The 13,955-nt window shown below is 51.2% G+C and carries 10 protein-coding genes and 1 other annotated feature (1 of these 11 only partly in view); of the genes, 2 read left to right on the top strand and 8 right to left on the bottom strand.

What is annotated here, in order from left to right; genetic code table 11:
* Positions 1-78 (bottom strand) — a sequence feature (Phe leader region); it reaches 46 nt to the left of the window's first position.
* The 5 genes from pheM to thrS form a co-directional block, all read right to left on the bottom strand.
* Positions 29-73 (bottom strand): pheST operon leader peptide PheM, encoded by a 45-nt coding sequence (gene pheM, locus INT84_RS04725; RefSeq protein WP_001386830.1) that lies wholly within the window; start codon positions 71-73, stop codon positions 29-31. It overlaps the preceding feature by 45 nt.
* Before the next feature lie 107 nt (positions 79-185).
* On the bottom strand, positions 186-542 hold the full coding sequence (rplT, locus tag INT84_RS04720; RefSeq protein WP_002440151.1) for a 50S ribosomal protein L20: 357 nt from the start codon (positions 540-542) through the stop codon (positions 186-188).
* Positions 543-592: 50 nt separating this feature from the next.
* The gene (rpmI, locus tag INT84_RS04715; protein WP_001124225.1) at positions 593-790 is read right to left on the bottom strand and encodes a 50S ribosomal protein L35; all 198 of its coding nucleotides are present in this window, start codon (positions 788-790) and stop codon (positions 593-595) included.
* 91 nt (positions 791-881) lie between these two features.
* A complete protein-coding gene (infC, locus tag INT84_RS04710) occupies positions 882-1,424 on the bottom strand; it encodes a translation initiation factor IF-3 (protein ID WP_071828920.1) in 543 nt (180 codons plus the stop codon).
* 3 nt (positions 1,425-1,427) lie between these two features.
* Positions 1,428-3,356 carry a threonine--tRNA ligase gene (gene thrS / locus INT84_RS04705; protein ID WP_194205826.1) on the bottom strand — a complete coding sequence of 643 codons (1,929 nt, stop codon included), beginning with the start codon at positions 3,354-3,356 and terminating at the stop codon, positions 1,428-1,430.
* A gap of 990 nt (positions 3,357-4,346) precedes the next feature.
* Here thrS and INT84_RS04700 point away from each other — a divergent pair.
* Together INT84_RS04700 and INT84_RS04695 are read left to right on the top strand one after the other, a co-directional pair.
* A complete protein-coding gene (locus INT84_RS04700; protein ID WP_194205825.1) occupies positions 4,347-4,580 on the top strand; it encodes a hypothetical protein in 234 nt (77 codons plus the stop codon).
* A gap of 356 nt (positions 4,581-4,936) precedes the next feature.
* Positions 4,937-5,218: a hypothetical protein gene (locus INT84_RS04695; protein ID WP_194205824.1), complete on the top strand. Its 282-nt coding sequence runs from the start codon at positions 4,937-4,939 to the stop codon at positions 5,216-5,218.
* 89 nt (positions 5,219-5,307) lie between these two features.
* On the opposite strand, the gene INT84_RS04690 is transcribed toward INT84_RS04695, so the two are convergent.
* The 3 genes from INT84_RS04690 to INT84_RS04680 form a co-directional block, all read right to left on the bottom strand.
* On the bottom strand, positions 5,308-6,456 hold the full coding sequence (locus INT84_RS04690; RefSeq protein ID WP_194205823.1) for a pyocin knob domain-containing S74 family peptidase: 1,149 nt from the start codon (positions 6,454-6,456) through the stop codon (positions 5,308-5,310).
* Positions 6,457-6,465: 9 nt separating this feature from the next.
* The gene (locus INT84_RS04685; RefSeq protein ID WP_194205822.1) at positions 6,466-7,167 is read right to left on the bottom strand and encodes a hypothetical protein; all 702 of its coding nucleotides are present in this window, start codon (positions 7,165-7,167) and stop codon (positions 6,466-6,468) included.
* Between the two features lie 303 nt (positions 7,168-7,470).
* A complete protein-coding gene (locus tag INT84_RS04680) occupies positions 7,471-13,926 on the bottom strand; it encodes a DUF1983 domain-containing protein (RefSeq protein WP_194205821.1) in 6,456 nt (2,151 codons plus the stop codon).
* Positions 13,927-13,955 lie beyond the last annotated feature (29 nt).

Raw genomic sequence — 13,955 nt, 5'->3', positions numbered from 1 at the left:
TCTTTTCTCACGCGCTAGCCTCCCGGTTTCAGGTGCTAAAGTAAAAAAAGAAGCGGAAAATAGCAGCATTCATGCTTGCGTTACCTTGTGTAAGTCGGAACCGTAAGCCGTCATTGAAAAGGCTTAACGGAAAAATGTCAATCAAAACAAAAAAGAGGGAGCCAGGCTCCCTCTTCTCAACTGGCTTATGCCAGAGCTGATTTCGCTTTTTCGACCAGAGCGGTGAACGCTACTTTGTCGAATACTGCGATGTCAGCCAGGATCTTACGGTCGATTTCAACAGAGGCTTTTTTCAGGCCGTTGATGAATTTGCTGTAAGAGATACCGTTCTGACGTGCTGCTGCGTTGATACGCGCAATCCACAGTTGACGGAACTGACGCTTACGTTGACGACGGTCACGGTAAGCATACTGACCAGCTTTGATAACAGCCTGGAAGGCAACGCGGTATACGCGTGAACGCGCACCGTAGTAGCCTTTGGCTTGTTTCAAAATTTTCTTGTGACGTGCACGGGCAACTACACCACGTTTTACGCGAGCCATATGTGCTCTCCTGTATCTATTCTAATTAAAAAGTTAAAAGGGTTAACGACTTATGCGTACGGCAGGCACGCGATTACCAGGCCCAGATCGCCTTTAGAAACCATGGCTTTCGGACGCAGGTGACGTTTACGCTTGGTAGCTTTTTTGGTCAGAATGTGACGCAGGTTAGCGTGCTTGTGCTTAAAACCACCTTTACCGGTTTTTTTGAAGCGCTTAGCAGCACCGCGTACGGTCTTAATTTTTGGCATTTTAATAACTTCCACTTCGCATTGTTAATAAACGAAACAAAGGCGAATCCACCTGTGGACATCAGCCCACAGGTAAGATTACTTGATGGCCTTACTGTTTCTTCTTAGGAGCGAGCACCATGATCATCTGGCGGCCTTCGATCTTCGTAGGGAAGGATTCGACTACTGCCAGTTCACTCAGATCGTCACGGACGCGCGTCAGCACTTCCATACCAATCTGTTGGTGGGCCATTTCACGGCCGCGAAAACGCAGCGTGATTTTAGCCTTATCGCCATCTTCCAGAAAGCGAACCAGGCTGCGGAGTTTTACCTGGTAGTCGCCATCATCGGTGCCAGGACGGAATTTAATTTCCTTGACCTGGATAACTTTCTGTTTCTTCTTCTGTTCCTTAGAAGACTTACTCTTTTCATAAAGGAACTTGCCGTAGTCCATAATACGACAAACTGGCGGTTCGGCGTTAGGGCTGATTTCAACTAAATCTACTCCAGCTTCTTCAGCCTTTTCGATAGCTTCTCTCAGACTCACAATACCCAAAGCTTCGCCTTCAAGACCTGTTAAGCGAACTTCCAGGGCGCGAATCTCGCCATTGATACGATTCGGACGTGCCGTTTGAACTCGTTTTCCGCCTTTAATACCTTATTCCTCCAGTTGTTGAAGACTGCGGCTGCGAATCTCTTGTTGCAGCTTCTCGATAACTTCATTTACGTCCAGGCTGCCCAAGTCTTTGCCACGACGGGTGCGCACAGCAACTTTGCCGGCTTCAACCTCTTTGTCGCCACAGACCAACATGTAAGGGACACGACGTAAAGTGTGCTCGCGGATTTTAAAGCCTATCTTCTCATTTCTCAAGTCCGCTTTTACACGAATGCCCGCATTTTGCAGTTTTCGCGTTAATTCACTGACATATTCGGACTGAGAATCGGTAATATTCATCACCACAACCTGCACGGGTGCAAGCCAGGTTGGGAAGAAACCAGCAAATTCTTCAGTCAGGATGCCAATAAAGCGCTCCAGTGAACCAAGAATGGCACGGTGGATCATTACCGGAACCTGACGTTCGTTGCTTTCGCCCACATAAGAGGCGTTTAAACGCGCAGGTAACGAGAAGTCCAGCTGTACCGTACCGCACTGCCATGCACGATCGAGGCAGTCATACAGGGTAAATTCAATTTTCGGACCGTAGAACGCACCTTCCCCGAGTTGATACTCGAATGGGATATTGTTCTCTTCCAGCGCAACGGCCAGGTCCGCCTCAGCACGATCCCACATCTCGTCACTGCCGATACGTTTTTCCGGACGAGTGGAGAGTTTGACGACGATCTTCTCGAAGCCAAAGGTGCTATACATATCATAGACTAAACGAATGCAGGCGTTAACTTCATCACGCACCTGCTCTTCCGTACAGAAGATGTGAGCATCATCCTGGGTAAAGCCGCGAACACGCATCAGGCCATGCAGCGCGCCTGACGGCTCGTTACGGTGGCAGCTACCAAACTCCGCCATACGCAGCGGCAGATCGCGGTAAGATTTCAGACCCTGATTAAAGATCTGCACGTGACCCGGACAGTTCATCGGCTTAATGCAGTATTCACGGTTCTCTGAAGAGGTGGTGAACATCGCATCTTTGTAGTTGTCCCAGTGGCCGGTTTTTTCCCACAGCACACGGTCCATCATGAACGGGCCTTTGACTTCCTGATACTGGTACTCTTTCAGCTTAGAGCGAACAAACGTTTCCAGTTCGCGGAAAATCGTCCAGCCGTCATTGTGCCAGAATACCATACCCGGCGCTTCTTCCTGCATGTGGTACAGGTCAAGCTGTTTACCAATTTTACGGTGATCGCGTTTGGCCGCCTCTTCCAGGCGTTGCAGATAAGCATTCAGCGCTTTTTTGTCTGCCCAGGCAGTACCGTAAATGCGCTGTAGCATTTTGTTGTCGCTATCGCCACGCCAGTATGCGCCTGCGGTTTTCATCAGTTTGAAGTGATGGCAAAAACGCATGTTCGGCACGTGCGGACCACGGCACATATCAACGTATTCTTCGTGATGATAAAGACCAGGCTTATCATCATGGGAGATGTTTTCATCAAGAATGGTGACTTTATAAATTTCACCGCGCTGTAAAAACGCTTCACGCGCTTCGTGCCAGCTTACTTTTTTCTTAATGACATCGTAGTTTTTCTCGGCGAGCTCGTGCATCCGCTTTTCGAGCGCGTCGATATCTTCCTGAGTCAGCGTATGATCAAGGTCAACGTCATAATAGAAGCCGTTGTCGATAACCGGGCCGATCGCCATCTTAGTGTTGGGCCAGAGTTGCTTAATGGCATGACCCAGCAGATGCGCGCAGGAGTGGCGAATAATTTCCACTCCCTCTTCATCTTTTGCAGTAATGATGGCTAATTGAGCATCGCTTTCAATAAGATCGGAAGCATCTACCAGCTCACCGTTAACGCGACCCGCGATACAGGCTTTTGCCAGACCAGGTCCAATATCAAGGGCGACATCCAGCGGGCTTACGGGGCGGTCGAATTGGCGTTGGCTGCCATCAGGAAGAGTAATTACAGGCATTCTATGTCCTTATTTGCAGTGGTGACCCACACGAAAGATCACATACAAAATTGCATTTTAGTTAATTATCATTCAGTTAGGGAAAGTTTTCCGCTTCACTCTGCGGAATGTGTACATTCCTGTGTACTACTTTGAAAATGTACCCTTACCCTTTGAAGATAAGCTCGCTGTTAATACTACACGTCTGAGCCGATTGTTAAAAGTGGGAGATTTAGCTGATGACCGGGAATCATTATGAGTTTTCCCTTAGGGAAGCTTCACTCTGTCATAACAGTATCATCAAAATGATAGCACCAAGTAGCTTCATTTTGCGTAAATGACTATGCAGATTTTATAAACGATAAAGATCGTCCTACAGCGCATTAAGTAACCTTTGGTTAGTGTTGTTGTGGGTTCTGGTTGCTAAGTTAATCTGACAATGTCAGGGATTCTATATCTCACCCATGCCCCATAACATCATTGCCTGTAACGTCTTACAAAGACTGATGACAGGTTACACCAAATCATCTATCTTTTATCCACCCTCACGTCATGCAATCTAACAATTCGTCAAACACTATTGTGCATGTAGGGAATGGGCATGAAGCAGATAAAAATATAATTTTAAGTAAAGCGATCCCCTTAACCCATAATCACTGACAAAACTTTTCATTGCACCTCTTAAGGATAAAACAACCACAAAACAAGAGCATAAGAATTAAAGGACTTTCAATGTTTTTTATTTTAAGAAACAGCATAAATTTAAGTATCTTTTTTAGCACTTAGCGTGCATTGTAATAGAACGATAGTGTTTTCTTCCATAAGTCCGCAGCCTATTTTTTCTTCACTGAAAAATAATGGCAAAAGGAGTACCCATGAATATGTTGATATTTTTAATACCTTTAGGTGGGCTAGTTGTGTTCATCACAATGGCACTGGCTTTAACACGCTTAGGTATAGCTATTTCCAATAATCAAGATGATTACTGATAACAAAGTTTTGAGAAATAAAATGAAATCTGAAGACACGCTTGACTGGTTCCCAAGCCAATTACCCCATGTTAAACTGGCTATTGGCGATGCAGTGTTAGTAGTCGCCCGTCAGGGAAGACCTATAAACGCCAGAACCTTGCTTGAATACCTGCTGGTAACGCAGCAAAAGCAAAAGAGAAGAGATAATAAAATTGCAATGCAAACTGCAATTGACTTGCTCAATGAAAATAAAAAAATGTTTGGCAAGATTTGAATGATAATATGTAATGCCTTATATAAAATATATGATGATACCTTTTAATAAATAGTCTTTTCCCTTAGTTAATTATACCCCGATGCTCCAGCAATAAGTTACGCTTCTAACCTACAATCTTAACTAAAAAAAACATACCTTTATGGCAATTTCACTATGCTTTTTACCGTGAAGGTTTGAATTTTCAGATAAGAGCGCTATGCTTAGAAATCCTGCCAGGCTTTCGAGAAGTGTCGTTAGTAAAACAGATGTCTGCATGGACATCCTGACAGTCTTAAGTGAAGCCACAGACAGATACCTATCTGCCCAAACTTTTCTTCCTGAGTTCACCGTATTACACCTAATAAGTGGCTGTTATGTATAAAGAAGACAAAAAGCTTACTGACATTATTCTTGGCGAAGCTGTGATTAAGATACTGGATTCTGACGAGCCGGTTAGTTTTGAGGCTCTTCTGACTGAACTGGAATCAATGTTGATGGCCGAAAGAATTGCTGAAAGGAAAAAAGCAATCCTTTCGGCCATTAATTTAGTTAAAGCTAATCTGCCAAAAACTGATGCATCAACATCCAGAAGGATGAGCATCAGGAGGGAGATTGTGTTTTTTTCTACATATTTACCCACAAATATACCAGCGTAATAGCCGGCTCTTAACAACTCCCGATTTGCCATGGATGGCTGGAGTATTTTAAAAGTGGATGATTTATTTGGAGTAAGATATCGACGAGTTTATAGCCGGGAAAGAAGCTGAGCTTTCAATTCTTTAACCGTATTTTGCAGATCGGTGATCTGGTCTTCCATTGCCTGCATCGCTAATGTCATTTTTGCCATCATTGCCACGGTGTCCAGGCTAAACGCTTTTGTCGGGTCGAGTTCATCACCTTCCGCCAGTCCCTCGCCCTCAACGCACTCCGGACTGACTTCTTTCAGGTCATTAGCGATGAAGCCCAGTTTAGTGTCAGATTCAGGGATAAGACCATCGCCGCGCGCCTTGAATTTAAATGTGGCCGTTTTCCAGCCCATCACTTCACCCAGCGCCTTCAGACGATCTTCTTTCGACCTGTATTTAATGCTCTTCTTTAGCTCACGATCTGACGAAGATTGCATAGCAAGGAAGCCGATAGTGGAGCTGTCGACGTATAACCCCATCTTTGCGGTACTTTCCCACCCAAAAGAATAAAGGTTCCCGGTTACGGCGCTATTTTGTCCTACACCTTTACGTGACGCGTAACCGCGAACGCAATCTATTCGCCCGTTGTTATAAAGTCCGTCGCCGTCGAGTTGAATTGCGTCAAAATTCCCGCCAACCGTAAACGTCATGCTGTTTTCGGTATTAGAGGTGATTTTCGCCTTACCGTCACGGATATGAATCTGGTTAGGGAAAACGACTTTCCCGGTAAATACCGGGTCGTTGGTAAAGGCCAGCTTTTGCCAGGCCGTCCATGATGAAATGCCACTTGCGTTAGCGATGCCGGTCCTCACATAAACAATATTGCTGTTATATGGAAAATACATCTGAGTACACCCGTACAAAGAATTTGCGCTGTTCTGCATAACAAATAACGAGCCAGCGACAGTTTCAGGATAGTTTCGGGACGTGGTGGCATTAGATGTGCTGGGCTGGCGCCAGGCCCCGTCCAGGGTGCCATTAATCTCATTCAGATTATTAACACCCAGACTGCCCCGGTTTTTAATATTGTCGATGGTTGCCGCCATCATTTTGGCCCACGTTGCCGCCGCGAACGTGGAACCGTCGGCGCGGGTGATAGTCACGTCGCCGTTACCGTTAAACAGTTTGTCCTGGTTCTGGATATCGAGCTGGGCAAGCTGAAGAATCTTTGTCAGTCCTGCAGCCAGTTCATCGGAAATAGTTGCCATATTTTTTCCTTAATCATAAATACTGAGATTGAAAACAGTCATCGGGCTTAACGCATTTGCTCCACTTTCGACCTGACCCGAAGGGGCCAGCGTCAGGGCGGAACTGAGTCGGGTGGATGTCCCGTCGAAATAATTACCAAACCTCATGTTAATCGGTGTCAGCGTTCCCCCCGGACCGCCACCGGCTGACCGCCAGAACTGTATTCCGGCTATCCCGGGGATATATCCCCACCGCCCGCCGAAAGTTACATCTATGCCCGTTCCGGCATTCTGGCTTCCCCGGTCACCTAAAGACTGAATATCCGTCAAGACTTTATCCTCATGGGTAATAATTAAATTTCCCTGCGCGTCGTATACGGCCAGACCATATCCACCGGGATTACTTCTCGGCTCCATGGAAAACAGATACACGCGCATCGTGAAATTGACTGTATTACCTCCGCCATAGGCAAACCCTTCCACGTTTATTCCACCGCTGACAGGATTCCAGTTGCAGGTGACTAACTGAGAAGTGCTGTTACCGTCATTCCACGCAAAGAACACAGGCAGAAAAGGCCGGGATAAATCCACCGGAATAAACCCTGCTGCGCGGGCAGTGGCATTGGTAATGGAAGAACGAAAGTCATAGGTTTGTCTGAGCCGCATCGGAATGGCATCAGGCGTGGTAAAGGTTTCACCGTTGGGCAGAGAAAAAAGCCCGCCGTATTGCATACTATGTCCTCTGTATATAGACGATGAGGTAGCCGGGGTTAGCCAGCATACGGAAGTTCCCACCGCCGACAGGGGAAAGGGATATCGTGTTTCCGGACACGGAAACATAACGCTCCCCTGCGTCGTATGCGTAGCCAGTGGGTACCTCAATCACACTAAGTTTATGACCCGCCGGAATGGGAAATGACCATGAGCCGGTATTCTGCCCGGCGGCCAGAGAAATAAACCCGACCACAGGGACGGGCTTGATCCCATAGTTATTCGGACTGCCTGACGCACTCCACGTACCAATCCCGATGGACATTACAGCCTCCCCAGGCGGACACGCAGCACACCGTTACCGTCATAAATGCTGATGCCATCATTATTGATTGTCATACGCCCCTCGCCCGCCACGCTGCCGTTAACCTGCCACGCGCCATTCTTCGGCAGGCGCCACCCTGTCTGACCATCAACAAAGTTACTCGACTGAAGAGAATCGCTGATTTTGGCGAAATCAATGCTCGCATCCTGAATCATCGCCGCCCGAAGATAAGCGGTCGCACCACTCACCGCGAACGCCAGCACCCGACCACCGGCAGCATTCGGGTTATAAATTCCGAACGTGTCAGCATCAATCAAAAACTGAGATGACCCATTGCCGTCAATACCCAGCTGCATACCGGCAACGTATGAGCGCCCCTGTGCATCTACCTGCACTTTAACGCCCCACTGCGCCGACAGTTTGCCGGATACATCCGCCAGCGCGGAGGACGTCACCTGGATAGCGGCGGCATTATCGCCGACGCTCGCCTGCAACGTGCTCATCTGCTGCGCCAGCGCGCCGGTCTCGTTCGCGATAGTCACATTGACTTCATTGATTGACGCGCTGATTTTCGTGTCATTACTGACAATTTCAGCGCGCTGATCGTAGAAGCCCCTGAACTGCGCAAGCCCGGCCTGGGCGATGGATTCAAACGTCTGGGCCAGCCCCGATTCCGCGCCCTCCACACGCGTTTTAAGCTCACCGACTGATTTGGTATTAGCGGTAATGTCCTTGCCCTGCTGCGTTACATTCGCAACAGTGTCATTCAGCGCCTTCGCTTCAGCCTTTTCACCCAGACTGGTATTCAGCCCCTCGATACTTTCAGCCTGAGACGTCAGCGTATCGCCATGCTCCTCAACGGTTGTCTTTAACTGAGTGATGGCTGTTGCCGTATTTGTACTGAATTCCTTAAGCTCTGACTTAAGCTGTGTCGTCGCCGTTGCGTTGGCAACCGTATCCTGCCGGGTAGTAGACGGTGGAATGGCCAGCGGATCATTCAGTCCAATTGGCCTGATGGTAATATCGTTCTGAGTGAAATCAGTGGTCCTGACGACAGGATCAGGTAGTGACTTCGGTAGAATAAAATTGTAGTTAGCCCCGCCCCGGAGATAGACATACTCCTGAGAGCTGCGGCTCATCTGATTTATTCCGACCGCCGGAGATTTAGCGGCAAACGTGTACTGGAATTCCTCAATATTCCGGTCAATGTTATTTGCCCCCCACCCGCTCCCGATCGTCGTCCACTCAAGCGTCAGCCCAAAGTTTTTGTTAGTGTGGGTACTCCAGACTGGTTTGGTCCAGTCACTGGTCGAGTTAAATGGACGAACAACGCGGATGCGCTGCCTTATCTGGGCGGCGTTAGCCAGTGCCAGCGTCACCGGATAATACGTATCGGGATCAAACGCTGACAGGTCTACCCTGACAGTTTTTGTTTCAACAGCATCGATACGCTCGCCCTGACCTTTAACAGTCGTTTCCAGCTTGCTGAACGCACTGGCGTCAGCTTTATTTTTGAGGCTGTTATTCAGCCCGGTGATCGCCGTCTGCTGGCTTTCAATGTCACCTTCTGCGTCTGTAACTCGCTGGCTCAGCCGGCTTAACGCCTGTTGACTTGCTTTCCCTCCCACATCCGTTTTCAGCTGAGTGATGGCATCAGCCTGGGTGCTGATATCTTTGCCCTGCTGCGTCACCTTCGCGTCAAGCGCGGTCGTGGCGGAGGCGTTAGCATTGGCAATCGCCGATGCGCCGGCACCGAGACCAACCATCGTCCCGTTGATGAACTCAATGGCCGCGAAAACACGAGCATCAGGTCCATTGGCGGATGGACTTACCAGCTCTTGCCCATTACCCTTGCCAATTCCTTTGCATCCAAGAAGGATATACGCGCTTCGGACTGCCATTGTTCCCATGGCTTCACGACTACCCCCCAGGCTTTCAATAGCATCAAAGATTAGAGATTTGTACCCGTTAGGCTCGTCCCATGTTGTGACGGCTACATACGTCCCATTGGGTAATGCTGCTACAGCATCATTAAAAGATGATGCCGCTGCCGATCCGGAGTAAACATCAAAGTTAGTAGATGTAAAAGTTGTAGAGCCGTCCGCATTGGTTCTGAAAACTGACAGCATGTATGACCGCGCCGGTGTCGCCAGCTTAGTACCATCTTCCTTAAAAATACCCGCGGCCCCGATACCACCAGTGCCACCATTACCGACTGATACAGCCCGGTAGACAGTTCGTCGACCGATACTGGACTGAACCTGCGTCAGCGCGGTGCCCTGCGCATCCACTGTATCGCCGATAGCCTTCACTTTTCCGTCCAGCGTGGTTAGAGCGCCAGCGTCGGCTTTCGTCTCAATGGCTTTGGTATCGGTGATATCCATGACTCGGACAGAGTCAATATCCATCGTCCCGGCGGTCAGGTATGACATCACCGCTACGGCTACCACCAGATCGTTATTGTTGCCAACGGTGTAATCGAGCGTTCTTTCTGTCCATGCTGTTGGTGCAGTATCGCCATTTGCCAGGAGGGTAACGCTTTTAATCAGTGCATCCGATGCGCTGTTTCGAAAGGCAAGTTTTGTACTGTCCCCCGCCCCGGCCACCGCATCAGAAGAAAACTTACAGACCGCTGACAGGCGGTAGGTTCGCCCTTTCAGAAGGAGGATATTTTTCTGCGTGATGCGTGAAGCGCTGACGTATGCAGTGAAACGAAGAACTTTATCACCACTGTATGCGCCGCCATTGATGATGCTCTGAGCCTGCGGATAATCGCGTTTGTCCCAGAAATCAAAGTCCGTTTCAAAGGAGCCGTTCGTCAGCATGTTAGCCGCATCAATGTTGGCATATTTCAGCGATGCACTGATGTTCGTAATAGCTTTACCCTGTGACGTCTGGGCATCGGTCAGGATTTCCAGCGACTGCTGCACTGCTGCTTTGTTACCGTTGAAACTGGTCTCCAGCGCTTCAACGTCTTCGGCGATGGCCTTCTCCGAAGAGATGCGCACCTGGCGTTCGTTGTAAATCAGGCCGCTGGTAAGTTTCGACGGATCGGTGCCATCGGTACCGCCGCGCAGCTGCGCCGCCAGGGTGCTGCGTGCCGTGGCTTCGGCAGAGTCTGCCGCGATACGCGCTGTCGCTTCATCCTCAAGCGCCGCGGTGCTGGCACCCGGTGCCGGGCGACCCACCGCTATCCAGTCAATCAGGAAATAATCGCTGGCGGTCTGTGTTGCACCAATATCCAGGCGGATCTGTGCCACGTTAGCCAGGGTATTCCATTTTATATCGCTGAAATCAATGGTGGCCACGCCGCCGGCATCAAAAGCAGGCTCAGCCAGTGTCACCATATTCGTGTCGTTGAAGGCCGCCGTATCGCGCCAGCGCAGCTGACCCCGCCAGGCTGGTTTGCCTACCTTTCTGATACGCAGCTTAACGAAGCGATAAGACGCTGCATCCACTGCCAGCGATGCCGGAGAGACAACGTAAGGGTTATTAGCGTGATTCGCCGGACGCAGGCAGTTATCGACCACTGTCGGTGTGCCGTTGCCGGTCCAGCCTTCAACGCCCGAAGAGTTGAAATGCCAGATTTTCAGGGAATCGAACTGCGTGCCGCTGCCCGCCGCCACCTGCGCGATCGACTGCGCCAGCGAGTCCGTTTTGTTCTGAATAATCAGGTTGGTTTCAGTAATCGCCGCTTCGCGCGTCAGTTGCTCGTTAAGAAGAGCATTGGCTGCGTCTGACGCGACTTTCTGATCCTGCTGCGCGCGGGTGGTTGCCTCAGCCGCGATTGCCGCTGTGCGATCAGAGGCTTCTTTGGTCAGTGCCTGCGTGCGGGCCGTAGTTTCCTTCGAAATAGCAGCTGTGCGATCGCTGGCCTCTTTGGTCAGGGCGGCTGCACGATCAGTAACTTCTTTCGCGATCGCGGTCTGGTTGTCCTGAATCGACTTGTCCAGCTCTTTGTACGTGTCGGTGTCGCGGATCGCCTCGTCCATGTTGTCGATGTAGTCAGCGACGTTATCGGCCGGCATACCGCTGACCCAGCCTGTCCAGGCGCTCTGGTTGCCGGTTTTGTCCACCAGCCGCGCGCGGTACCAGAACGTCACCCCGAATTTAAGGCCGAGCTGCTGGTAAGTCTTTTGCGGGTACGCCACATCGGCCAGCAACAGCGGATTTGTGCCGCTGGCCGCCGCGCTGTACTGGATCTCGGTTTTGAGGGTATCGCCGGTACCGGCCGGAAAATCCCAGTTCAGCACGACACCAAAGACAATACCCTGTGTGCGCAGTCCTTCCGGTTTCGGTGGTGCACCGGTTTTACCCGTGAGGATGGTTTCCGGGCTGACAGCCCAGACCGATGAGACATCGCTGGCATTCACCGCCCGCACCCGCACCAGATAGCGGCCTGAATAAATGGCAGGTACCTCAAAGCCCAGCGAGGAGGTACGCAGCACGCTTACCCAGTTCCCGGAATCCTTGCGCCACTCGGCTTCATAGGCCACCGCCCCGGTTACCGCTTCCCATGACGCGCGCAGGGTGGTAATGGCAATGCCCTGGCTGACGCTGGAATAGCTGTCGACCGTCACATTCACTGGCGGACCCTGAACGCCCGGCGGAATGACACTGATCGGGCGCTCATCCAGACGGGTGCCGTGATCGATGGCAGGATACGTGTCAGGATTGTAGGTGGTGCCGGTAATGGCATAGGTGCCGTCATTGTTATCGCTGACGCCCGTCACGCGGAACAGGGCAATATACAGATCGTCGGCTTCAACCGCCCAGTTGGTTTCCGCTTCCGGCGTCTCACTCCAGCCGGTAGTCACGGTCACGGTTTTACCGTTCACCGCCTGAACCGTGCGCGCCTGCGCCGGACCGGACGGCAGGTTCACGAACAGCCGATCGCCAGGTTTGATGTCAGCGATGCGATCGAGGGTAATATTCCGTCCGTTCACTGCGCTGACGCGCCCGCCGATGATCCGCCCGGCCAGTTCGTTCGCCGCGATGCCGATAACCTCGCCCACCGGCGGCACGTCCAGCCCGGTGGCAAAGGACGCAACTTCCCCGGCCCCGTTCGTCAGCAGTACCCAGCGCCCGCGGCGGTTCGCCTCGGACTGGCGGTCACAGCCAATCGCCGTCATTTCCATCTGGCGGAAGTCATACCGCATCGCCAGATCGTTGTCGTACACCACTTCCGGCGTGTCTTTGTAATGGTTTTTCGGATCGGACCAGTTGACCATTGCCGAGGTATAACGGGTGGTTTCGCTCGGATCGGAGAAGGTAAATTTACCGTCGACCACACTGGCGTGGTTATAAACGTGCCAGATGTCGCGCGGCATGTCCGCCAGCACATACAGGCGGTTGTCTCCCCAGTAGGTCATCCCCCGGAAAATACCGGCCAGGTCGCGCAATACCGTCCAGGCTTCAGCACGATCCTGAATATAAACGTTACAGCGGAAGCGCGGCTCCATGCCGGTACCGCCCTTGCCGTCGGGCACCAGCTGATCGCAGTACTGTGCAATGCGGTAAAGTTCCCAGCGGTCAACCTGATCGGCGGTGATGCGCTGGCCGAGACCAAAGCGCTCGTTGAGGATCAGATCGTAAAAAATCCATGCCGGGTTATCGGTCCATGCCCACTTAAACGCCCCGGTCCAGGTACCGCTATAACCGCGTGTTTCCGGATCGTAGGTGTCCGGTACACGAATGATACGTCCCTTCGGGCAGCACACCACCTGCGGAATACCGTTCGGAAACTGTTTTGCATCAAACTCAATATACAGCAGCGCGGTATGCGGATAACGCAGTTTTGCATCGATGATTTCGGTGCTGGCCTGAACCTTCATCGTGTCCACGATGTTCACGGAGGTGGCATCAGGCGTGACGCGGCGGATGCGCAGCTGCCAGCCGGTCGTGGCTTTGGGCAGGTTAATGCGGTGGCTGCGCTCATAAAGCGTGGTGGACTTGTCGTCCACAATGCCATTCACTACGGTCCCGTACGCGCCGCCGTCAACAGACAGATCGATGGCGTACTCAACGCGGGTACCGACCTTATCGCCGTTGTCTTTCTGCCAGAGCAGGGTTTCCCAGCCGACGCGCACGCGCACAGCGGAAAGCTGCGTGTTGGAGATGGCGCGCACATACGGCACATTCTGCTTCAGTACCTGGGAGACCTGCAGCTCGTTTTCAATGCCCGGAAAACCCTGGATATAGGTCTGGTCCTGCGTGCCGGAACGAAACTCCCACACCACACCGGGAAAGTTTTCTGAACCGTCGGCGTTCAGCAGCGGCGTGTAGGACGTGCCGTCACCGAGAAAAATTGTTTTTCCGTCAAGCCCGCCCGCATATTCTCCTTCGCCCAGGGCGATAAGCATTTTTGCGCGGGCGATGGACTGAATGCTGTCCGGGGATTCAACCGGCGTATGTCCCTGTTTACTGCCACCCTTTGCACCAATAATCGTTGCCATATCGCATCCATAAAAAAAGCCGCCATAAG

Origin of the sequence: Superficieibacter sp. 1612_C1 (genome assembly GCF_015234305.1) — a bacterium.
GTDB lineage: Bacteria > Pseudomonadota > Gammaproteobacteria > Enterobacterales > Enterobacteriaceae > Superficieibacter.
The sequence above is the reverse complement of the archived record's forward strand: the minus strand, read 5'-3'. Positions and strand labels throughout refer to the sequence as shown.